This window comes from Catellatospora vulcania, from assembly GCF_009720385.1.
GTDB classification, from domain to species: domain Bacteria; phylum Actinomycetota; class Actinomycetes; order Mycobacteriales; family Micromonosporaceae; genus Catellatospora; species Catellatospora vulcania.
Genome location: NZ_ML769301.1, coordinates 678,500 through 699,346 on the forward strand (window position 1 = coordinate 678,500; position 20,847 = coordinate 699,346).

Annotated in this window: 21 protein-coding genes; 15 read left to right on the forward strand and 6 right to left on the reverse strand. The window is 72.6% G+C overall.

Annotated elements, in window-relative coordinates:
• Window position 1: 1 nt before the first annotated feature.
• The 5 genes from F6W97_RS02980 to F6W97_RS03000 all read left to right on the forward strand — a co-directional run bounded on the left by F6W97_RS02980 (window position 2) and on the right by F6W97_RS03000 (window position 5,985).
• Window positions 2-3,244, forward strand: coding sequence for a DUF6519 domain-containing protein (locus F6W97_RS02980; RefSeq protein WP_155368523.1), 3,243 nt, complete (start codon window positions 2-4; stop codon window positions 3,242-3,244).
• A gap of 11 nt (window positions 3,245-3,255) precedes the next feature.
• Window positions 3,256-3,528: a hypothetical protein gene (locus tag F6W97_RS02985; protein WP_155368524.1), complete on the forward strand. Its 273-nt coding sequence runs from the start codon at window positions 3,256-3,258 to the stop codon at window positions 3,526-3,528.
• Between the two features lie 182 nt (window positions 3,529-3,710).
• Window positions 3,711-4,970, forward strand: coding sequence for a sensor histidine kinase (locus F6W97_RS02990; protein ID WP_155368525.1), 1,260 nt, complete (start codon window positions 3,711-3,713; stop codon window positions 4,968-4,970).
• Window positions 4,971-4,975: 5 nt separating this feature from the next.
• Window positions 4,976-5,617 (forward strand): response regulator, encoded by a 642-nt coding sequence (locus tag F6W97_RS02995; RefSeq protein ID WP_155368526.1) that lies wholly within the window; start codon window positions 4,976-4,978, stop codon window positions 5,615-5,617.
• Between the two features lie 56 nt (window positions 5,618-5,673).
• Complete coding sequence (locus F6W97_RS03000; protein WP_155368527.1) at window positions 5,674-5,985, forward strand: hypothetical protein; 312 nt, start codon at window positions 5,674-5,676, stop codon at window positions 5,983-5,985.
• Window positions 5,986-5,994: 9 nt separating this feature from the next.
• On the opposite strand, the gene F6W97_RS03005 is transcribed toward F6W97_RS03000, so the two are convergent.
• Complete coding sequence (locus F6W97_RS03005) at window positions 5,995-6,297, reverse strand: putative quinol monooxygenase (RefSeq protein ID WP_155368528.1); 303 nt, start codon at window positions 6,295-6,297, stop codon at window positions 5,995-5,997.
• A gap of 158 nt (window positions 6,298-6,455) precedes the next feature.
• On the opposite strand from F6W97_RS03005, the gene F6W97_RS03010 reads away from it, so the two are divergent.
• Window positions 6,456-7,934, forward strand: a complete 1,479-nt coding sequence (locus tag F6W97_RS03010; RefSeq protein WP_155368529.1) for an SDR family oxidoreductase — start codon at window positions 6,456-6,458, stop codon at window positions 7,932-7,934.
• 11 nt (window positions 7,935-7,945) lie between these two features.
• Here the strand turns inward: F6W97_RS03010 and F6W97_RS03015 are convergent, their stop codons facing one another.
• Both F6W97_RS03015 and F6W97_RS03020 read right to left on the reverse strand, forming a co-directional pair.
• Window positions 7,946-8,839 carry an arginase family protein gene (locus tag F6W97_RS03015; RefSeq protein ID WP_196278948.1) on the reverse strand — a complete coding sequence of 298 codons (894 nt, stop codon included), beginning with the start codon at window positions 8,837-8,839 and terminating at the stop codon, window positions 7,946-7,948.
• Window positions 8,840-8,901: 62 nt separating this feature from the next.
• Window positions 8,902-9,591 carry a YoaK family protein gene (locus F6W97_RS03020; RefSeq protein WP_155368531.1) on the reverse strand — a complete coding sequence of 230 codons (690 nt, stop codon included), beginning with the start codon at window positions 9,589-9,591 and terminating at the stop codon, window positions 8,902-8,904.
• 211 nt (window positions 9,592-9,802) lie between these two features.
• On the opposite strand from F6W97_RS03020, the gene F6W97_RS03025 reads away from it, so the two are divergent.
• Window positions 9,803-10,030 (forward strand): hypothetical protein, encoded by a 228-nt coding sequence (locus F6W97_RS03025; RefSeq protein ID WP_155368532.1) that lies wholly within the window; start codon window positions 9,803-9,805, stop codon window positions 10,028-10,030.
• Between the two features lie 54 nt (window positions 10,031-10,084).
• Here F6W97_RS03025 and F6W97_RS03030 read toward each other — a convergent pair whose 3' ends face one another.
• Entirely contained in the window at window positions 10,085-10,717 is a 633-nt protein-coding gene (locus F6W97_RS03030) for a GNAT family N-acetyltransferase (RefSeq protein ID WP_155368533.1), read from the reverse strand.
• 166 nt (window positions 10,718-10,883) lie between these two features.
• Between F6W97_RS03030 and F6W97_RS03035 the strand changes: the two genes are divergently transcribed.
• Entirely contained in the window at window positions 10,884-11,534 is a 651-nt protein-coding gene (locus F6W97_RS03035; protein ID WP_155368534.1) for a TMEM175 family protein, read from the forward strand.
• A gap of 1 nt (window position 11,535) precedes the next feature.
• On the opposite strand, the gene F6W97_RS03040 is transcribed toward F6W97_RS03035, so the two are convergent.
• A complete protein-coding gene (locus F6W97_RS03040; RefSeq protein ID WP_155368535.1) occupies window positions 11,536-11,874 on the reverse strand; it encodes a DUF3817 domain-containing protein in 339 nt (112 codons plus the stop codon).
• Between the two features lie 259 nt (window positions 11,875-12,133).
• On the opposite strand from F6W97_RS03040, the gene F6W97_RS03045 reads away from it, so the two are divergent.
• The 5 genes from F6W97_RS03045 (at window position 12,134) to F6W97_RS03065 (ending at window position 16,418) form a co-directional block, all read left to right on the forward strand.
• Window positions 12,134-13,708, forward strand: coding sequence for a phytoene desaturase family protein (locus F6W97_RS03045; protein ID WP_230686360.1), 1,575 nt, complete (start codon window positions 12,134-12,136; stop codon window positions 13,706-13,708).
• The gene (locus F6W97_RS03050; RefSeq protein WP_155368537.1) at window positions 13,705-14,508 is read left to right on the forward strand and encodes a fatty acid desaturase family protein; all 804 of its coding nucleotides are present in this window, start codon (window positions 13,705-13,707) and stop codon (window positions 14,506-14,508) included. Before F6W97_RS03045 ends, F6W97_RS03050 begins: the two co-directional genes overlap by 4 nt.
• Complete coding sequence (locus F6W97_RS03055; RefSeq protein WP_155368538.1) at window positions 14,508-15,116, forward strand: TetR/AcrR family transcriptional regulator; 609 nt, start codon at window positions 14,508-14,510, stop codon at window positions 15,114-15,116. Before F6W97_RS03050 ends, F6W97_RS03055 begins: the two co-directional genes overlap by 1 nt.
• A 73-nt stretch (window positions 15,117-15,189) precedes the next feature.
• Window positions 15,190-15,762 (forward strand): RNA polymerase sigma factor, encoded by a 573-nt coding sequence (locus F6W97_RS03060; RefSeq protein WP_155368539.1) that lies wholly within the window; start codon window positions 15,190-15,192, stop codon window positions 15,760-15,762.
• A complete protein-coding gene (locus F6W97_RS03065; protein ID WP_155368540.1) occupies window positions 15,759-16,418 on the forward strand; it encodes a hypothetical protein in 660 nt (219 codons plus the stop codon). Before F6W97_RS03060 ends, F6W97_RS03065 begins: the two co-directional genes overlap by 4 nt.
• 94 nt (window positions 16,419-16,512) lie before the next feature.
• Here F6W97_RS03065 and F6W97_RS03070 read toward each other — a convergent pair whose 3' ends face one another.
• Entirely contained in the window at window positions 16,513-17,064 is a 552-nt protein-coding gene (locus tag F6W97_RS03070; RefSeq protein ID WP_155368541.1) for a hypothetical protein, read from the reverse strand.
• Window positions 17,065-17,164: 100 nt separating this feature from the next.
• Between F6W97_RS03070 and F6W97_RS03075 the strand changes: the two genes are divergently transcribed.
• On the forward strand, window positions 17,165-18,337 hold the full coding sequence (locus tag F6W97_RS03075; protein ID WP_230686361.1) for an MFS transporter: 1,173 nt from the start codon (window positions 17,165-17,167) through the stop codon (window positions 18,335-18,337).
• Window positions 18,338-18,714: 377 nt separating this feature from the next.
• Window positions 18,715-20,712 (forward strand): PQQ-dependent sugar dehydrogenase, encoded by a 1,998-nt coding sequence (locus tag F6W97_RS03080; RefSeq protein ID WP_155368543.1) that lies wholly within the window; start codon window positions 18,715-18,717, stop codon window positions 20,710-20,712.
• Window positions 20,713-20,847: the final 135 nt, after the last annotated feature.

Here is a 20,847-nt window from a genome sequence, read left to right on the forward strand (position 1 = left end):
CATGGGTGCTGACCTCAGCAGAGTGCGGTTCGATCCGCGGAACGACTACAGCGGCGTCGGCTTCGAGCAGGGCCGGCTGGTGGTGGACGCCGAGCTCAACGAGGAACACGCGATCACCGACCGGCGCGGGCGCGCCCAGGTCGCCGACCTGGCCCCGACACCGACGATCGTGTCGCGGCTGACCCCGAAGGCGTTCGAGATCTCCGTGTCCGGCGGCGCGATCTCCATCGGCGCGGGGCGGATGTACGTCGACGGCGTCCTCGTCGAGAACCACGGCGACACCCCGGCCTTCGACCCGGTCCTCGCGGAGCCGAACGGGACCGGGACGACCGCCTACGACAAGCAGCCCTACTGGCCCACGCCGGACAAGCTGCCCACCAGCGGGACGCACCTGGCCTACCTGCAGGTGTGGGAGCGCGAACGCACGCACCTGAACACCCCGGACCTGATCGAGAGCGCGATCGGCGTCGACACCTCGATCCGCACCCAGATCGCCTGGCAGGTGCGCCTGCTCGCGGTCGGCGCCGACGCGTCCTGCGGCTCGGACATCCCGAAGTGGAACGAGCTGACCGCCCCGTCGTCGGCCCGGCTGACCACCGGCACCGTCGACGTCGACGCGGCCGACGACCCCTGCGAGATCCCGCCCGGCAAGGGCTACCGCGGGCCGGAGAACCAGCTCTATCGCGTCGAGCTGTATTCGCCGACGCAGTTCCTCTGGTCGCGCGACAACGCGACCGTCGCCAGCGCAGCCACCTTCGTGACCGCCACGGAGCTGCGCCTGGACACCCTCGGCCGCGACGACGTGCTGCGGATCAAGGACAACGACTGGGTGGAGATCACCGACGATCGCCGCGAGCTCAACCACCTGCCGGGGGAGCTGCGCAAGGTCACCGTCGACTCCGCGACCTCGACGATCACGTTCTCCGGCGCGCTGCCCGGTGACCTCGCCCCCTCGACGCACCACCTGCGCGTACGCAAGTGGGACTCGCCGCTGCTGACCATCCCGGCGGACGGATCGGCGGTCACCCTCGAACACGGCATCACCGTCGCGTTCAGCTTCACCGGCGCCGGCAAGCCGCGCCCCGGCGACCACTGGGTGTTCGCGGCCCGCGCCACCGCGCCGACGCCAGAGGAGTCGCTGGAGCAGCTGACCGCCGCACCGCCGCTGGGCATCCACCACCACTTCGCCCGGCTCGCGCTGGTCAAGATGCCCGGCAGCATCCAGTCCGACTGCCGCCCCGACTGGCCGGTCGCGACCGGGGAGAGCTGCGAGTGCGAGATCTGCGTGACGCCGCAGTCGCACGCGGACGGCTCGATGACCGTCCAGGACGCCATCGAGAAGATCCGCCAGCGCGGCGGCGGCACCGTCCGGCTGTGCCCCGGCGACTACCAGCTCGAGGAGCCGATCCGGCTGCACGAGGCCCGGTCGCTGCGCCTGGTCGGGGCGGGCGCGGACAGCCGGCTGCTGGCCCGCGACACCGGCATCGACGTCTCGTACTGCCAGGACGTGGTGCTGTCCGACTTCTCGGTCACCGGCCAGGGCGAGCAGCCCGCCGTGACGCTCACCGGCGCGAACACCCTGATCCGGCTCGAACACCTGTGGCTGGTCCAGCGCCAGGGCACCGGCCTCGGCCTGACCGGGCTCAACCGCTTCGTGTCCGTCACCGGCTGCCTGTTCCAGTCGGCGACCGGCATCGAAGCCCTGACCACGGCCGAGGGCAAGGAGTCGGGGCTGCTCACCTACTGCCTGTCGATCCGGGACAACCTGTTCGGCACCGACCAGCGCGGCATCGACTTCGCCGCCTCCGCGGAACGGGTGATCCAGCACGACGGCCTGGTCGCGATCACCGGCAACACCTTCAGCGACTGCGCCGACCGGGCGATCAGCGCGACCGGCCTGATCCTGCAGGACGCCGCCGAACTCGACGGCGATCTCGTGATCACCGGCAACATCATGGAGGTGCGCGGCGGCGGCATCCTGACCGGCAGCCGCGCCCGGATCTGCGACAACACCGTCATCTCCACCGACCGCGGCACCGGCTGTCCGGGCATCGAGGCCGAGACCGGTCCGCCGGACACCCTGGACGGCGTGCTGCACGTGCTGGCCAACAAGGTCAGCGGGTTCGGCGACGCCGGCATCGTCGTGGTGGCGCCGCTGCGCAGCGCGATCGTCAAGCAGAACGTCGTGCAGGGCTGCGCGGCCGGCATCCTCGTGCAGTCGACCGCGGGCTCCGTCGGCGGCCACGTGGCCGTCGACAACAACCAGGTCCTGGACCTGCACCCGGTCGAGGAGGGTGGCCGCCTCCTCGCCGCCCAGCCCACGGCTGCCCAGGCCACAGCCGCCCGGCGGCGTACGGCGACGGCCGGGGTCGAAGCCGACGAGCAGACCATCGTGCTCGGCCCGCCGGTCGGGGGCGCGCCGTCGGCGGCGCACGACCCCGCAGCGTCGGGCGCGTCGGCCGGCCGGGCTGCCGGCCTGTTCAGCCGCGCGGGCGCGACGATCGGCATCGCCGTCGTCGGCGCCGCGGACGGCGCGGTCGTCGGCAACACCGTCGACGGGCTCGCCGCCGACGAGGCCGACGCAGGCCGGGGCCGGCACGTCTACGGCATCATGGCCGCCACCAACCGCGAGGTCCGCATCTCCGGCAACACCGTCAACCGGGTGGGCAGCCCGAACGCGGCGGTCGGCAACGCCTACGGCATCATCTGCGGCGGCTGGCAGGACACCGCGCTCGTCGCGGACAACATCGTGCTCAGCGGCGGCCCGGCACCGGTCGCCCGGCCCGGCTGGACGGCGCTGGCGATGGTCAACGGGGTGAGCCAGCGGGCCGGGGGAGTGCGCGCGATGGATACGACCGCCGGGCGGGTGTCGTTCGCGGGCAGCTTCGCCTACCTGCAGGAGGACGTGCCGGGCCACGCCGAGCTGACCGGCAATACGCTGCACGGCGGGGCCGACGACGTGGCCGTCACCGTGCAGACCCCTGGCGACGTGCTGATGAGCGGCAACCGCTGCGCCCAGCCGGGCGGCGCCGAGCAGGCCGTCGTACGGCTGGCCGGGGCGACCGCGGCGGTGCACGGCAACCGTGTCCAGGGCGGCTACCCGTCGATGACGATCATGGTCGGCAAGGACGCGAGCGGCGAAGCGGCCGCCGCCGCCGTCGTCGGCAACATCACCACCGGCGGCATACAGGTCGACGGATCGCCGCTGCAGGCGCCGTGGGCCGCCCTCAACCCCATCGCCTGAGGAGACCGACGATGCCACGAAAGACAGTCGAGGTGGTCGCCCGCGACCTGCGCTTGGCCGCCGCCGCCCGCACCGACCTGGGCAAGGTCCTGTCGGCCAAGGACGTGCGCAAGGCCGCCGACGCCGACAAGGACCTGTCGGCGCACCTCGCCGAGGTGAACGACGTGCTGACCGAGCAGGCCAAGGCCGCCGCGTCCTGGCAGAAGGCACTCACCGAGGCCCACAAACGCTGGGACGCGAGCCTGGACAAGCTGTCCCGGCTGCACCCGGGCCCGACGATCTGACCGCGCGGGGCGGTCCGGCGGCAATCACCGGACCGCCCCTGTGCCCGCACCCTGGCGAGCCCGCTCCTGGAGAGGGCGGCCGCCGCGTCACCGGGCAGCGGTGATGGTGGGGTTGTCCCCACCATCACCTCGGCGGGCAGCGGGATGGGAACGGGCTGCCAGGGCGCATAACGTCATGCGACATGACGATCCTTCGCCGCCTCGGGCTCGACGCCGCGTACAACCTGCTGGGCCTGCCGCTCGCGGTCGCCTCGTTCGCGCTGTGCATCGCGCTGTTCGCCGCGGGCGTCGGCACGCTGGTCACCTTCTTCATCGGGGTGGCCGTGCTCGCCGCCGCGCTGCTGGTCGCCCGCGGTTTCGCCGACATCGAGCGGCTGCGACTGCAGAAGCTCTACGACCGGCCGGTGCCCCGCCCGCGCTACCAGCCCGCACCCGAGGGCGCCGGCTGGATCCGCCGCCTGACCAACCCGCTGCGCCAGGGCCAGAGCTGGCTCGACCTGCTTTACGGCATCGTCAACCTGCCCGTGGCCATCGTCGCCTTCGTGTTCACCGTGACCTGGTGGGCGATGGTGCTCGGCGGGCTGACCTACTGGATCTGGGGCCGGTTCGTGCCGGAGACCGACGGCCAGAACATCGTGATCGAGAAACTTCTCGGGGCCGACAACGAGTCCACCCGGACCGTTTTCAACACCCTCGCGGGCGTGTTCGCGCTGGTCACCGTGTACGCGGTACAGCGTGGCATGGCGGCGCTGCACGCCGGGTTCGCCTCGATGCTGCTGACCCGCCTTGCCCAGCTGCAGGGCCGCATCGACCAGCTGACCGAGGGCCGCGCGGCGGCGGTGTCGGCGGAGGCGGCGGCGCTGCGCAAGTTGGAGCGCGACATCCACGACGGCCCGCAACAGCGGCTGATCCGGCTCGCGATGGAGCTGTCCCGGGCGCGACGCCAGCTCACCGACGACCCGGACGGCGCCGGGCAGACCATCGACGGCGCGCTCGGGCAGGCCAAGGAGACACTGGACGAGCTGCGGGCGCTGTCGCGCGGCATCGCCCCGCCGATCCTGGCCGACCGGGGCCTGGCCGCCGCGCTGACCTCGCTCGCCGAGCGCTCGACCGTGCCGGTCACGCTGGACCTGGCCGTCGAGGGCAGGCTGCCCGCGGCGACCGAGAACGCCCTGTACTTCGTCGCGGCCGAGGCGCTGTCCAACGTCGCCAAGCACAGCGGGGCCGCCTCAGCCCGCCTGGAGCTGACCGAGCAGGATGGTCGCGTGTACCTGATGGTGACCGACGACGGCGTGGGCGGCGCGCACCTGGCCAAGGGCCACGGCCTGGCCGGGCTGGCCGACCGGCTGCGCGCGGTGGACGGCGAGTTCGCGGTGGACTCCCCGGCGGGCGGCCCGACGATCCTGGTGGCGCAGGCCCCGGCGAACGTGCCGGTGGCGTGAGGCGGATGCGCGTCGTCGTCGCCGAGGACAGCGTGCTGCTGCGCGAAGGCATCGTCCGGCTGCTGATCGAGGCCGGTCACGAGGTCGTCGCCGCGGTGGGCGACGGGCCGGCCCTGGTCGCCGTCATCGCCGCGCACGCGCCCGACGTGTCGGTGGTCGACGTGCGCATGCCGCCCAGCCACACCGACGAGGGCCTGCGCGCCGCGGTGCAGGCCCGCCGCTCCGCCCCGGACACCCGGGTGCTGGTGCTGTCGCAGTACGTCGAGCTGGCGTACGCCGACGAACTGCTCGCCGACGGGCGCGGCGGCGTCGGTTACCTGCTCAAGGACGCCGTGGTCGACGTCGACGGCTTCCTGGACGCGCTGGACCGGGTCGGCTCCGGCGCGACCGTGCTCGACCCGCAGGTCATCGCCCAGTTGATGCTGCGTGGCAGGAGGGACCCGGTGCAGACCCTGACTCCGCGCGAGCGCGAGGTCCTCGAACTGATGGCGCAGGGCTGCTCGAACACCGCGATCGGCCGGGCGCTGGTCATCGGCGACGGGGCGGTCGAGAAGCACATCGGCAACATCTTCGCCAAACTCGACCTGGCCCCTGACGCCGACCAGCACCGCCGGGTGCTCGCCGTGCTGGCGTACCTGCGCTCCTGAGCGCGCCCGGTCCAGCCGACAGGCTCTGACCTGCGGTTCTGTTATCGTGCCGAGCCGTGACGGCTTCTCCTCCCGACCTCGACGCGCCGCGGCGCCCGCGCCTGCTCCGCCTCGGTGGCATCGTGCTCGCCGCGGCTGCCCTGGTACTGGCGAGCTGGGCGTGGTGGTCGGGGGACGCGCGCGAGTACCACGGGCTCCGCCCGTCGGAAGAGCCGTTCCCGCCGCGGCCGGTGCCCGGCGAGTACGGCTGGCGACTCGACGCGGCCGCGCCCCGGTACTCCGCCCGCGACGGGCGCAACGACATGACCGTCCAGGTGGCGGGCACGGACACCGCACCCGACGTCTACGTGGTCGTCGAGCACTACTGAACGGAGCGCTCAGCCCGGCAGTTTGGCGGCCAGCAGGTGCACGGTGCGGATCTCGGGCGGCTTGGCGAGCAGCTGGCCGGCGTGGCCCATCAGCGCGCCGGCGAGGTCGCCGTCGAGGTGGGCCTGCAGCGCGGCCTCGTCGGCGAACGCGTCGAACAGCCCGAACGTCGACTCGTCGATGCGGAAGGCGAACCAGGCCACGGTGCCCTTCTCCGCCTGGACCAGCGGTAGCGCGCCGGTGAGGAACGAGGCGACCTCGTCCGCCATGCCCGGGGCGGCGTGCAGCGTCGCCATGAGGCCGATCGTGACCATCTGCGCTCCTGTCGCGGGCGGAGGATTCAGGGGTCGTCCCACGCGAGAGTATCGAGATCGCCGGTCCGATATAGCCGATTACTCCGGTTGCGGCAGGACCGTGCCCCGTACCGCCGATTCCGCCCGACGCACCGCCTTGACGGCCCTAGGCTGGGCGTATGGTCGGGCGGGCCGGGAACGGCCGACGGGTGCTGGTCACCGGGGCGACCGGGTACATCGGCGGACGGCTCGCCCCGCGGCTCATCGAGGCGGGACACCGGGTGCGCTGCCTGACCCGGTCGGCGGTCCGGCTGCGTGACGTGCCCTGGGCCGCGCAGGCCGAGGTCGTAGAGGCGGACGTGCTGGACCACGCCTCGACCCGGCGCGCGCTGCGCGGCATCGAGGTGGCGTACTACCTGGTCCACTCGCTCGGCTCGCCGGGGTTCGAGGACATCGACCGGCGCGCCGCGCAGACCTTCGCCGACGCGGCTCGCCAGGAGGGCGTGCGGCGCATCGTCTACCTGGGCGGTCCCGCCCCGGACCGGGACTCGGGTGCGTCGGCGCATCTGCGCTCACGCGACGAGGTCGCCCGAATCCTCACCACGTCGGGCGTGCCCACGGTGACGCTGCGAGCCGCGGTGATCATCGGCTCGGGCTCGGCGTCGTTCGAGATGCTGCGGCACCTGACCGAGCGGCTGCCGCTGATGGTGACGCCGCGCTGGGTCGGCAACCGCATCCAGCCGATCGCGATCCGCGACGTGCTGCACTACCTGGTCGGCTGGGCGAGCGTGCCCGGCGACGTGAACCGCTCCTTCGACATCGGCGGGCCGGACGTGCTGACCTACCGGGAGATGATGAGCCGCTACGCCCGGGTGGCCGGGCTCAACCGCCGGGTCGTCGTGCCGGTGCGCACCCTGTCGCCGTGGCTGTCGTCGCTGTGGGTCGGCCTGGTGACGCCGGTTCCCGGCGCGATCGCGACCCCCCTGGTGGAGAGCCTGATCCAGGAGGCGGTCTGCCACGAGCACGACATCACCCGGTACGTCACCGACCCGACGGGCGGGCTGAAGCCGTTCGACGAGGCGGTCCGGCTGGCCCTGCTGCGGGTCCGCGACGCGGAGGTGGAGACCCACTGGGCGACCGGGTCGTGGACGCGGTCCCCGGCCGAGCCGCTGCCCACCGACCCGGACTGGTCCGGCGGGGACCTCTACGTCGACGAGCACACCGAGCGGGTGAAGGCGCCGCCGTCGGCGCTGTGGGAGGTCGTCTCCGGGATCGGCGGCGACAACGGCTGGTACTCCTCCGACCTGGCCTGGACCGCGCGCGGGCTGCTCGACAAGGCCGTCGGCGGGATCGGCCTGCGCCGCGGCCGCCGCGACCCCGCGGTGCTGCGGGCCGGGGAGACCGTGGACTTCTGGCGGGTCGAGGAGGTCGAGCCGGGACGGCTGCTGCGGCTGCGGGCCGAGATGCAGCTGCCGGGCCGCGCCTGGCTGGAGATGCGGGTCAGCGACGACCCGCGGGGCAGCCGGTACGAGCAGCGCAGCGTGTTCCTGCCCCGCGGCCTGGCCGGGCACCTCTACTGGCGGGCCACCGCGCCGCTGCACTCGCTGGTCTTCGGCGACATGGCCCGCAACATCGCCCGCGCCGCCGAACGCGTCTGAGACCGCTGCCGTCAGCGCGCCCGCAGGAGGTCGGCGAACAGGTCGACCAGCGCGGTCGCGCACGAGCCGTCGGGGTCCTTCGTGGCGTTGTAGCAGCCGACGGATACCCCGGCCAGGGCGTCGGACGCGGTAAGCGGACGCATCAGCTCCCGCAGCTCGGCCAGGCGCAGCCCGCCCGGCATCAGGTAGTCGGTGGCCGGGAAGGCCTGCTGGTCGAGCACGTCGACATCCAGGTGCACCCAGTAGGACCCGCCCCGGGCCAGCGCGTCGCGGGCCGCCGCACCCGCCTCGGCCATGCCCTGTTCCTGCAGGTCGGCAGGGGTCGACTCGGGCTGGTAGCCGAGCTGTTCGGGCAGCACCGAGCCGTACTCGATCGCCTCGGCGCGGTCGCGCGGCCCGAGCAGCCGCAGCCGGTCCGGGGTGACCAGGGGACCGCCGACCAGGTCCACCCAGTCCACCGGCCCGTGCCCGGTGACCACGGAGATCGGCATGTCGGCCGGCTCGCCGGTGGGGGAGGTGCGCCCGTCGTAAAGGTCCAGGTGACCGTCGAGGTAGGCCAGTCCTGCCCCGCCGAGCGCGTCGCGTGCCCCGGCGAGCACGGCGGGCAGCAGGGTGCAGCAGCCGCCGACCACCAGCGGCAGGTGACCAGCGGTGACCAGTTGGTGCACGTGGCGGCGTACCAGGTCGGTCATGGTGCGCACCGACGGCCACGCGATGACGCCGGTGTGCTCGTCGCGAACCCTGCCGACCAGGCGTACCGGCAGGTCCCCGCCGTCGCGACCGCCGACGGCCGCGACGAGGCCCGCGGCGCGCAGCGCGCCGGGCGACAGCTCCGTCCCGAACGGCGGGTCGCCCACCTCGGGCACGCCGACGCAGTCGATCGGCACGCCCACCACCGTGATCACGGGTCGAGTCTCGCCGCCGCCCGCAGCCGCGGCAAGCAGGCACGCCGCCGAGGCGTGCCCGGTCAGGCGGCGCCGCGGCGGCGGTCGTCAACCAGGAACAGCGCCAGCCCAGCCAGCAGCAGCCCAGTTGCCAGCCAGACCGCCTGATCGCCGAAGTGCGCGGTGGCCAGGCCGCCGAGCAGCGCGCCCACGGCGAACGAGGCGACGGCGGGCCACAGGCTGCGAGCCTGCGCGGCCGCGTCGCGGTCGTGGCGGACGACCGCGCTGTACACGGCCTGGGCGGCGTTGCGCAGGTTGGTGGTGGTGACCGTGGTGTTGAACGACCAGCGGCCGATCAGCCCGAACGATGTGATCTGCACCGACGCCACAAACGCGATCATGACCGCGACCAGGTCGTCGGAGACGCCCGGCGGCAGCAGGCCCACGACGACCAGCACAAGGATCTCCAGCACGAGCGCGGCGCGCACAGGCCGGTGCAGCGCCGCGGCGATCCGGGGCTGCCGGATGGTCTCGGCCGTCCAGACCCCGATCACGAACGCGATGATCGGCGGCACGTGCCGCAGCGCCTCGGCCCACTGCGCCTGCGCGGCCTGCACGCCCAGCAGCACCACGTTGCCGGTCTGCGCGGTCGCGAAGACCCCGCCCCGACCGAGGAACGTGTACGCGTCGAGGAACCCGGCGGCCATCGTGAGCAGCACGATCAGGCGCAGCGACCGGGACGTCCGGTACGGCACGCCGCCCGCTTGCGCCATCGCCGCCCTCCCGCCCCACTCTGCTCATGATGTTTCCGGTTGAACGCCGGGCGCGTGTCGAGAATCGGCTGCCTGTCCCCGGATGGGCCGCGCCGCGAGCGCCGGATCGGTCACGAATCGAGAAGCGCGGGGACGGCCGCTGCAACTAACGTGGCGGCCATCCCCGCAGGTAGGCGGGGAGTGGGCGACCCGTCTTCCTCAGGAGAACACCATGAACTGGAACAAGTGGATCAGGCAATTCCACCGTTGGGTGTCCATCGCCTTCACGGGGTCCGTCATCGCCACGTTCATCGCCCTGGCGCAGGAGGATCCGATCGTCTGGATCTCCTACGTGCCCCTGCTGCCGCTCGCCCTGCTCCTGTTCAGCGGCCTCTACCTGTTCGCGCTGCCGTATCTGGCCAAGTGGCGGGGCGGGCGGCGGACCGCTCGGGAGGCGTGACCGGCGGCAGTCCGCCTGGATGGTCGCCTCCGAGGGTTCGCTGCGCGCATGAGGTCATGCGGCGGCGGGTTGGTAGACGAAGCCGGTCAGTGGTGAGTGGACCTTCCAGCCGAGCGTTTCATAGAGCGCTCGGCCCTGGACGGTCGCGCCCAGAATGCCGGCGGTCACGCCGTGTTCGACGGCCGCGCCGGCAAGAATGCCCATGACGACCGTCCCGAGGCCGAGGCGCTGGTGAGCCGGGTCGGTGACGACCTGGTCGAAGACGCAGGCGGTATCGGTCAGACCGGCCTGCCCGGCCGCGGCGAGTTCCCCGTCGGCGGCCAGGACCCGCACGGAGGCGACGCCGCCGGCGGTCTCGACGACGGCCGTGTACCCGTCCGGCGTTTGCGCGCGTGAGGGACGCAGGTCGGCGGTCATCAGGAAGCAGGCAGCGGTCGGCTCCCACTCGGACGAGAACCACGGATCCATGTCGCCCTGTGGGAGGAATGCCTTGATGCACGTGGTGGGCTCGTTGACCGTGCCGATGAGCGTGCGGGCGACCGAGGCGTCGGCACCGAGCAGGATGTGACGGACCGTCTGGGTCGGCTGGCCGACCTCGATCCGCAGTCCCCAGGGCACGTCCACCGGCCGCGGTACCCGTCGCGAGACGGTCCATCCCTCGGCCCACGACCGTGCCGTATCCAACATGACGCCACCCCCGAGTAACGACCGATGTCCGTCAGAGGATGTTACACAAGTGCGTTGGCGCGCCCACCGCGCCTAGATCAGCGGCTCGCCCGCGAAGTACCGCATGATCCGGTGCGCGTGCCGGATTCCGGCCGCTCCCCCCTGGTTTCCGACCTAAAGTGATCATGTGGTTCGAGGCTCCGCGCGGGTCTGGGCGCGCGACTCGGTGGAGTTCGGCCGGGTGACCGCGTTCAGCGACGGCCTGTTCGGGATCGCGATGACCCTGCTCATCGTCGAGGTCGGGGTGCCCCGCCTGAGCGAGGTGACCAGCGTCCGAGAGCTGCTGGCCAAGCTCGTCGACCTGCTGCCGGAGTTCGCCGGCTTCTTCCTTTCGTTCGCGCTGATCGGCCGGTACTGGCTGGCCCACCACAAGATGTTCAGCGTGATGCGCGGGGTCGACTACGGTCTCATCGCGCGCAACATGCTCTACCTGGCGTTCATCGCGTTCATGCCGTTCCCGACCGCGCTGCTGGGCGACTACTTCGGCAACCCGCTGGCGGTCAGCGCGTATGCGGTGACCGGTGCGATCGTCAGCGGCCTGGAGGTGGTGCTGCTGCGCTATGCCTGGAAGGCCGGCCTGCTGCGGGTGAAGGTGACCCCGGACGTGATGCGCTGGGGTTCGATCATGGCGCTGTCGCCGGTCGTGGCGTTCCTGCTGTCGATCCCGGTGGCGTTCTACGTCGGTACGGCCCTGGCCGCGGCGATGTGGCTGCTGTCGATCCCGTTCGGGATCTTCATGAGCCATCGCGCCCCGGCCGGGGCCGATGTGCTGGAGTAGGTCAGCGGGCCGGGGTGAGCGCGGGCTCGGTCTCGGCGGGCGGGGCAGCCGGGGTGCGCTTGGCGACCCAGCGCTCGAACAGCAGGCCGAGGAACGGCGGAATCGACGCCGCGCCGCCGACGACGAGCCGGCCGAAGCTCCAGCGGTGCACGCGGGCGGTCCACAGCAGGGTGACCAGGTAGAAGACGAACATCGCGCCGTGCAGCCGGCCGAAGACGAACACACCGATGTCGTTCTTGACCACGATGTACTTGAAGAACATGCCGATGAGCAGGCCGACCCAGGAGAAGGTCTCGGCGATGGCGGCGTAGCGGAACCAGCGGCCTGCGGTGCTCGACATGAACTCTCCAGGAAGTCGACGGTGACGGAGCCGATCATAAAGCCGCGTCGACGCCCCTCGCCGGGGTCGCCACGCTGCTGTGACCGGCGTGACCCTAGCTGTCGATCCACGAAAACCCCTGAAAGAAGCCTGAAGATCCGCGCGTACGCCGCCGAGCCGCTGGTCGGGGGCGTGTTCGAAACATGGCATTGACTCGATTGACAGGGCGTTCTAATTTGAACAGATGTTCAGAACAGATGTTCAGAATCATGCTGCGCCCGTGGGGTTCTCCCGGACGCCGACCCTCACCCGGTCCCGTGACCTGCCCGGACGCTGCGACGTAGCGGTGCTCGGCGGTGGGCTCGCCGGGCTCGCCACGGCGCTGCGGTTGCAGGCGGCAGGGCTGTCCACGATCGTCTTCGAGGCACACGGGCACGCCGGCGGCTGCGCGGGCTACTTCCGGCACCGGGGCTTCTCCTTCGACGTCGGCGCGACCACCCTGGTCGACTTCGCGCCCGGCGGCGTCGGCGACGAACTGCTCGCCACGACCGGCGCGCCCGCCCTCGACGCCGAGCAGCTGCCCGGATACGTCGCCTGGCTGCCCGACCGGGTCGTCACGCTGCACCGCGAGCAGTCCCGATGGCACGCCGAGCGGCTGCGCACGCTCGGCGACACCCGGGCGCACCGGCGCTTCTGGGCCGAGCTGGACCGGGTGGCCGAGGTGTTCTGGGCGGCGAGCCGCGCCGGGATCCGGCTGCCGGTGCGCACCCCTGCCGACGCGCTGCACGACCTGCGCGCGGTCGGGCTGCGGCACCTGCCGCTGGTCCGCCACCTCGGCCGGACCATGGGCGACGCGCTGCGCGCGCACGGCCTGCGCGACCAGGACTCCCTGGTGTCGCTGCTCGGCATGCTGGTCGAGGACACCGTGCACAGCACCGTCGACCGCGCACCGCTGATCAACGCGGCGCTGGGGGTGACCATCCGCGGCGCGGGCCTGACCCGCCACCGCGGCGGCATGCACGGCTTCTGGCGGGTCCTGGTCGGGCACTACCGCGCGCTCGGCGGCGACCTGCGCACCGGCTGCCGGGTCCAGCACGTCACCAGCCGGGGCAGCCTCCTAGGACAGCGTAGGGATGGTGACGCGGGCTTCACCGTGCACACCGCGCGGGGCAGCGTCGAGGCGGGTGTCGTGGTCAGCGCGCTGCCTGCGCCGGTCACGGCGGAGGTGGCCGCGGGCACGCCGGTCGCGGCGGGGCTGCGGCCCTACCTGGAGCGTGACGAGCCCGACCTGGGCGGGGCGGTCGTGGTGTTCCTCGGCGTGCCCGAGCACGAGGTCGCCGGGCAGGAGTTCACCCACCACCAGCTCATGCATGACTACGCGCGGCCGCTGGGGGAGGGCAACAACATGTTCGTGTCGGTGTCCTCGCCCGGCGACGAGGTCAGCGCGCCGCCCGGCCACCGCGCCGTCATGATCTCCACGCACACCGAGCTGGCCGGCTGGCAGGGGCTGTCCGAGGCGGAGTACGCCGCGCGCAAGCAGGAGGTCGGCGACCGGCTGATCGCGCACACCCGGCGGGTGTATCCACGGCTGGGCGAGCAGGCCGTGGTCCGGCAGGTCGGCACACCGCGCAGCTATGAGCGGTTCACCTGGCGGCCCCGGGGCGCGGTCGGCGGGGTGCGGCAGACGCTGCGCAACTCCAACCAGTTCGCCGTGCCGCACCGCACCGCGCTGCCCGGGTTCTGGCAGGTGGGGGACTCGACCTGGCCGGGGCTGGGCACGGTGGCCTGCGTACTGGGCAGCCGCCTGGTCGCCGAGGACGTGCTGCGCCACGCACCGGCGGGGGTGCGGGCATGAGCGCGAAGCTGCCCAGCCTCAGCGAGGTCGGCACGGACCTGCTGGCCGTGTCACCGTGGCGCACCCGGGTCGCGCTGGTGCGGCCGTACGCGATGATCGGGGTCTTCGCGGTGGTCGCGTGGGCCGGCTGGTGGTGGCTGACGCCGCTGGTGGTGTTCGGGGTGTTCGTGTCCGTGGTGACGGTGACGCACGACGTGGTGCACCGCGCCCTGGGACTCACGCCCCGGCAGACCGAGTGGGCGCTGTTCTTCACCGGGCTGGTGCTGCTGGAGAGCGGGCACGCGTACCGGTCGACGCACCTGCAGCACCACCGGCTGTTCCCCAGCGACGAGGACCCCGAGGGCTACCCGGCGAACCTGACGCTGTTCGGGGCCGTCCTCTACGGACCGGTGTTCCTGGCCCGCCTGTGGTGGTGGTCGTGGCGGCGCGCCCGCGGCGACCGGGGACTGCGGACCTGGCTGCTGGCCGAGGCGGCGATGCCCGTCGCCGCGCTGACCGGGGGCGCGCTGCTGTGGCCGGTCACCCCGGCGCTGCTGGCGTACGCCGTGATGGCGATCGCGGGCAGCTGGGTGTACCCCTTGCTCACCGTCTACCTGCCGCACCACGATTACGGCGACGAGCCGCTCACGCAGACGCGTACGCTGCGCGGGAGGGTCATCCCCGCGATCTTCCTCGAACTGACCTACCACCTGGAGCATCACCTGTACCCGCAGATCCCCAGCCACCGCCTGCCCGAGCTGGCCCGCCGCCTCGACCCGCACCTGTCCGCGGCCGGCGTGCGCCCGGTCCGGGTCATCTGATGCCGCCTCGCGCCGACACCCGGGCGCGGGTGCTGCACGCGGCCGCCCGCACCCTCGCCGACGAGGGCTACGGCCGCTGCACCGCCCGCGCCATCGCCAAGACCGGCGGGTTCGCGCCCGGCGTCATCTACTACCACTTCACCGACATGGACGACCTGTTCGTCGCCACCTCGCAGTTCACCAGCGAGGCCCGGCTCGCCCGCTACCGGGCCGAACTCGACGGCGTCGCCACCGCATCGGACACCCTGGCCCGGCTGCGCCGCCTGTACGACGAGGATGGGGCAGCCGGGCACATCGCCGCGGTGCAGGAGCTGGTCGCCGCGGCGAACGCCAACGCCCGGCTGGCCGAGCAGGTCAAGGTGCAGACCGCGGTGTGGCAGGACTTCGCGGCCGGGATCATCGAACGCCTGCTCGCGGGCACGCCGCTGGCCGAGCTGATCCCGGTGCGCGAGGTCGCCACCGCGGCGGTCGCGCTCTATCTCGGCATGGAGATGCTGTCCCACCTGGATGCGCACCGGCTCGGCCCGGACGCCCTGTTCGACGCCGCGGAGCGCTTCGCCCCGCTGGTCGACGCCTGGCGGCTCAGCCTCGCCGACCAGCCGGACTGAACCGCACCGGGCCGGCCGCGAAATGATCGGCGGCGACCGGTAACCCGAGCGCGACAGGTGGACATTCCCGGGTATGGAACAAGACAACGCGGCCGACAGAGGGCGCTTCGAGGAGCTGTTCGACGCCCATTACGCGGAGCTGACGCGTTTCGCCACCCGTCGGGTGGGCCCCGACGCGGCCGGAGACGTCGTGTCCGGCACGTTCCTCGTCGCCTGGCGCCGCTTCTCGGAGCTGCCTGCCGAACACCCCCGGGCGTGGCTGTACGCCACGGCACGGCATCTGATCGCCAACGAGCTGCGCGCCCGCGGCCGCCGGGACCGGCTGTCGGCCAAGGCCGCCGTCGGCGCCGACGCCACCGTGGACGACCACGCCGGGCAGGTCGGCGAGCACCTGCGGGTGCGGGCCGTGCTGGCCGCGCTGTCCCCGGCCGACCAGGAGGTCCTGCGCCTGGCCGAGTGGGAGGGGCTTGACGTGGCCGAGATGGCCGTCGTGCTCGGCTGCAGCCGGGTCGCGGTCAAGGTGCGCCTGCACCGTGCCCGGCGACGGTTCGCCGCCCGGCTGCTGGCCACCGAGGAACCCGGCGTCCATGCGACATCCCGCCCGCCCATGCCCTCGCTCGTCGCCGAAGGGAACACCAGCTCATGAACGACCGCAGCAGCACCGCCCTCGCCCGGCTGAGAGCAGCCGACCCGGCCCCGCCCGCACCCGACCCGTCCGACCTGTACGCCCGCGCCATGCTCGACCGGGTGTTCACCTCGCCGGAGACGCCGCCGATCCCGCCCCGCCCGGCCCGCCGTCGGTTCGTCATGGCGCTGGCCGGGACGGCCGTGTTCGCGGCCGCCGGGGTGCTGGCCGTGGCCGAACCCTGGGCCGCACCGGCCGAGGCGTACTCGGTCGGCACGAACGCGGACGGTTCGGTCGTGGTCAGCTTCGACGCCGCCGAGCTGACGGACCCCGCGAAGCTGAACGCCGCCCTCGCCCGCGCCGGTGCACGGACCGTCGTGCTGGGCATGGTGCCTGCCGACCAGTGCACCGAGCAGCCCGCTCTCGACGCCGGTTACCGCCTGCCGATCCCGGGCACCCCGGAGTTCGCCACGGCGCCGCTCGAATACCAGCTGGGTGAGGAAGGTGTCTTCGTCGTCATCCGGCCTCAGCACCTCCCGGCGGCGGACACGCTGGTGATCGGATACGCCATCGATGACGAGGCGGAGGGGCGCAGCACGATGGTGCGTCCGGTGGTCGTCAAGACGGTGCCATCCTGCCTGGTCCGTCCGACACCGCCTGGCCAGACCGCCAGCTGACCGCTCGTCACACCCGGCCGGCGGCCCACCCGTGAGGGCCGCCGGCCGGATGGGCAGGCGCCGTGATCCGGTGCCGACGGCTGGCCGTCAGCCGTCATGAATCTGCACCTTGCGTCGCCGCGGACACGACCTGCAGGTATCCGATGGGCGGGGCGTCGACGGCTGTCCAGTCGAGCTCGGTCACCGCGATCCGCTGTGCCAGCTGGTGTCCGGCCAGCCAGGACACGTCGGGCACCGGTGTGCGGGTCTGCCAGTCCGCGAGCTGCCGGGCGGCTGTGCGTGGATCCGCGCGGGGACCTGTGACCTGTGCCAGGTAGACGGCGTCGTCGGTGACCCCGAGGCAGCGCGGCGCGGCCGGGCCGGGGCCGGTCGGGAGCAGCTCCGATGCGTACGCGAGGAGTTCGCGCCGCCAGTACGCCCAGTGCCGCTCGTCGTGTGAGCCGGACGCATGGCGACCCGAGGGGAGTGGGCGGAACTGCTTGCGTACCAGGGCGAACGGGTGTTCGGTCTGGCCGCGCCGCAGTGTCCCGGTCAGCAGGGTGACCGCGGCCGTGGCCGCGCCGTCGCCGCCGAGCGGACGGGCCTCGACGGTCAGCAGGGTGGCCGGTCCACCGGCCGCCTCGGCGAGGACGTGGGCAGGAATCACTTTTCGTAACCTACTGGGCGTGTCGGTGGCGGCAAACCGGATTGCCCGTGGACGGGTGACCGGGCAGGGTGGGCGGATGGTGACGCCGTCGGTGCGCAGGTTGGGTCGGATTTATGCGACGTTGCGGGCCTGCGACGAGGGTGTGCTGTTCTTTCCGATGTACGCGATGCTGATGGCCGACTCGGGTCTGTCCACCGCGCAGGTGACCTCGCTGTTCTTGATCTGGAGCGCGGTGGCGTTCGCGCTGGAGGTGCCCTCGGGGGCGTGGGCCGACACGTACTCCCGGCGCAGGCTGCTGGCCGGCGGCGCGCTGATGCGGGCGGCCGGGTTCGCCGTCTGGTTCCTGTGGCCGACGTATGCCGGGTTCGCGGTCGGGTTCGTGCTGTGGGGGGTGCGCAGCGCGATCAGCTCCGGCACCAAGGAGGCGCTGCTCTACGACGAGCTCGCGGCGGCGGGTGCCACGGACCGCTACACCGCGCTCGCGGGTCGGGCCGCGACCGTGGCCATGGTGTCGATGCTGGCCGCGAGCGCGCTGGCCGCCCCGGTGTACACCCTCGGCGGGTACGGCCTGATCGCCGCAGGCAGCGTGCTCGCCTGCGTGGGCAGCGCGGCGGCGGCGCTGGCCCTGCCCGAGCAGCCGCGGGTGCGCCGCGAGTCGACCGGCGCGCGGGCCTACCTGCGCAATCTCCGGGCAGGCCTCGCCGAGGTGCGCACCGACCGGCGGGTCTGGCACGCGGTGCTGATCGCTGCAGCCGTGCCGAGCCTGAGTGCGCTCGACGAGTACGGCCCGCTGCTGGTCCGTGACCTGGGCGTGGCCACCGCCGGGGTGCCGCTGGTCATCGCGGCGCTGATCGCGGCGATGGCGATGGGCAGCGCGCTGGCCGAGCGCTGGCGCGCGACACCGCTCGCGACCGGCCTGACCATCGCCGGAGCCGGGGTCGCGCTGGCGGTCGGGGCGCTGGCCGGGGGAGTGGCGGGGCTGGTGCCGATCGCGGTCTGCTTCGGGCTGCTGCAGCTGACCCGGGTGCTGACCGAGGCCCGGCTGCAGCACACGATGAGCGGGCACACCCGCGCGACCGTGCTGTCCGTGTCGGGGTTCGGCGCGCAACTGGGCGCGCTGGCCGTGTACGGCTGCTTCGGGCTGGGCTCACTGTGGCTGGGCATCGCGCCGCTCGCGGCCCTGTTCGCGCTCCCGATCGTGCTGGTCGGGCTGGCCGCGGTCCGCTGGCTGCCCGGCGACCGGGAGCCCCGGGCCGTGATCGAGGCAGCCTGAGCCTCGGGCGTGTCGCCCGCGGTCGGCAAGACTGCGCGTGGTGGCCACATCATCTGGGTTGTGGCCACAACCCAGATGATGTGGCCACCGGCCGTTGTCACCTGCCGGGGCGGTGACTACGGCATTGACGGCCTTCGCTTGTGTGCGTCCGAGCTGTCCCTTAAGCTCCGATCGGGAGCTTTCGCCGCGCTGAGCGTGGACGCCGGTCGCGTACTGGGCAGACGCGTTCCTCCACCGGCTGACGAGGCGGGTCCGCGCACCCCTGCGCCGACGCTCGAACGACCGGCGACGCGCACCTCCGCCACCGACCCCCGATCCCGGTCCATGATGTCGCCGTGGCCTTTGCCCGCGATGTCCAGTTCGTCAACGGAGACCCCATGAGAACCTCTCGACGCAGGCTGGCAGTCCTGCTGACCGCCACCATCGTCCTGGTCGCGGCGGGCGCCGTGACCGCCGTCAGCGCGCAGGCGGCCGCGGGCTGCCGCGTCACCTACACCGTTTCCAGCCAGTGGTCCGGCGGCTTCGGCGCCAACGTCAGCCTCACCAACCTCGGCGACCCGGTCAGCAGCTGGCAGGTCGGCTGGACCTTCGGGGCCGGGCAGACCATCACCCAGCTGTGGAACGGCAGCCACACCCAGTCCGGGAGCCAGGTCACGGTGAGAAACGCCCCCTACAACGGGGCGCTGGCCACCAACGCGAGCACCGCCTTCGGATTCAACGGCAGCTGGACCGGCAGCAACCCGATCCCCACCACGTTCACCATGAACGGCGTAACCTGCACCGGCACGACCGTGCCGTCGTCCCCGCCACCTGGGGACACCCAGCCGCCGACGGTGCCCGGCAACTCCCGCGTCAGCAACCTGACCTGCAACGCGGTCACGTTCGCCTGGAACGCCTCGACCGACAACGTGGGCGTCGCGTTCTACGACATCTACCACGACGGGCAGCAGATGACGTCGGTCGGCGGCGGCACGCTGTCGGCGAACCTGACCGTCGTGCCGGGCGCGACCTGGGGCCTGTACGTCAACGCGCGTGACGCCGCCGGCAACGTGTCCCAGGCCAGCTCGACGGTGACCGTCACGCCACCGCTGTGCCAGACGGACACCACGCCGCCGACGGCCGCGACCCAGCTCGCCGGCTCCGCCTCCGGCACGACGGTCACGCTGCAGTGGACGGCCGCGACCGACGACATCGGCGTGCGCGCCTACGACGTCTACCGCGGCTCCGCACTCGTCGGCACGGTCAGCGGCAACCCGCCCGCGACCACGTTCATCGACAGCGGCCTGGCCGCGAACACCACCTACCAGTACCAGGTCAGGGCCCGTGACGCGGCGGGCAACACCGGGCCGCCGAGCAACACCGCGACGGTCGCCACGACCGGCGGCTGCACCGTCTGCACGGTCACCCAGGTGGCCACCGACACCGACATCCCGTGGGGCCTGGCCACCCTGCCCGACGGCTCGATCGTGTACTCGCGCCGCGACGCCCACGACATCGTCCGGCTCAACCCGGCCACGGGCGCGAAGACGACCCTGGGCACCGTGCCGAACACGCAGAGCACCGAGGGCGAGGGCGGCCTGCTGGGCATCGCGGTCGCGCCGACGTACGCCACGGACGGGTGGCTGTACGTCATGCACACCTCGCCGACCGACAACCGCATCGTGCGGATCCGGGTGGTCAACGACCGGCTCGACACCTCCACGCTCGCCGTGCTGGTCAGCGGCCTGGCGCGCAACAAGTACCACGACGGCGGGCGGCTGCGCTTCGGCCCGGACGGCAAGCTCTACGCCTCCTCCGGCGACGCGCAGAACGGGTCCTGGGCCCAGGACCGCAACCGCCTCGAAGGCAAGATCCTGCGGCTCAACCCCGACGGCACCGTGCCCGCCGACAACCCGTTCGGCAACCTGGTCTGGAGCTACGGGCACCGCAACCCGCAGGGCCTGGCGTTCGACTCCCAGGGCCGGTTGTGGGAGCAGGAGTTCGGCAACACCGTCATGGACGAGACGAACCTGATCGAGCGGGGCGGCAACTACGGCTGGCCCGCCTGCGAGGGCACCACGGGCACCTGCAACACGGCGGGTTTCCTCGCGCCCAAGCGCACCTACCCGACGTCGGAGGGCTCGTGCAGCGGCATCGCCATCGTGCGTGACGCGCTGTACGTGGCCTGCCTGCGCGGCACGCGGCTGTACCGGGCGGTGATCAGCGGGACGAGCCTGACCAGCGTGCAGTCGTACTTCGTCGGCACGTACGGCCGGCTGCGCACCGCAGAGCCGTCGCCCAGCGGCGGCATCTGGCTGACCACCTCGAACAACGGGGACAAGGACAGCGTGCCGAACAACAGCAACGAGCGCATCCTGCACGTCGCGCTGGGCTGAGGCGGCCGTGCCGGGAGCGGAGCGGCTCCGCTCCCGGCACGAGCGCGTTCGGGATCTTCGATCACCGTCCACCGACGATTCGCCGCGCGGCCATATGCGGGAACCTCCGCTGCGCCTAACATCTGCATCCATCTA

Excerpts from the sequence above, each read along its gene's own strand:
- F6W97_RS02985 (WP_155368524.1), top strand. The coding sequence starts at position 3,256 with ATGCCACGAAAGACAGTCGAGGTGGTCGCCCGCGACCTGCGCTTGGCC.
- F6W97_RS02995 (WP_155368526.1), top strand. The coding sequence starts at position 4,976 with ATGCGCGTCGTCGTCGCCGAGGACAGCGTGCTGCTGCGCGAAGGCATC.
- F6W97_RS02980 (WP_155368523.1), top strand. The coding sequence starts at position 2 with ATGGGTGCTGACCTCAGCAGAGTGCGGTTCGATCCGCGGAACGACTAC.
- F6W97_RS03020 (WP_155368531.1), bottom strand. The coding sequence starts at position 9,591 with ATGGCGCAAGCGGGCGGCGTGCCGTACCGGACGTCCCGGTCGCTGCGC.
- F6W97_RS03005 (WP_155368528.1), bottom strand. The coding sequence starts at position 6,297 with ATGGTCACGATCGGCCTCATGGCGACGCTGCACGCCGCCCCGGGCATG.
- F6W97_RS02990 (WP_155368525.1), top strand. The coding sequence starts at position 3,711 with ATGACGATCCTTCGCCGCCTCGGGCTCGACGCCGCGTACAACCTGCTG.
- F6W97_RS03055 (WP_155368538.1), top strand. The coding sequence starts at position 14,508 with ATGCCGCCTCGCGCCGACACCCGGGCGCGGGTGCTGCACGCGGCCGCC.
- F6W97_RS03065 (WP_155368540.1), top strand. The coding sequence starts at position 15,759 with ATGAACGACCGCAGCAGCACCGCCCTCGCCCGGCTGAGAGCAGCCGAC.
- F6W97_RS03080 (WP_155368543.1), top strand. The coding sequence starts at position 18,715 with ATGAGAACCTCTCGACGCAGGCTGGCAGTCCTGCTGACCGCCACCATC.
- F6W97_RS03040 (WP_155368535.1), bottom strand. The coding sequence starts at position 11,874 with ATGTCGAGCACCGCAGGCCGCTGGTTCCGCTACGCCGCCATCGCCGAG.
- F6W97_RS03025 (WP_155368532.1), top strand. The coding sequence starts at position 9,803 with ATGAACTGGAACAAGTGGATCAGGCAATTCCACCGTTGGGTGTCCATC.
- F6W97_RS03060 (WP_155368539.1), top strand. The coding sequence starts at position 15,190 with ATGGAACAAGACAACGCGGCCGACAGAGGGCGCTTCGAGGAGCTGTTC.
- F6W97_RS03030 (WP_155368533.1), bottom strand. The coding sequence starts at position 10,717 with ATGTTGGATACGGCACGGTCGTGGGCCGAGGGATGGACCGTCTCGCGA.
- F6W97_RS03010 (WP_155368529.1), top strand. The coding sequence starts at position 6,456 with ATGGTCGGGCGGGCCGGGAACGGCCGACGGGTGCTGGTCACCGGGGCG.
- F6W97_RS03050 (WP_155368537.1), top strand. The coding sequence starts at position 13,705 with ATGAGCGCGAAGCTGCCCAGCCTCAGCGAGGTCGGCACGGACCTGCTG.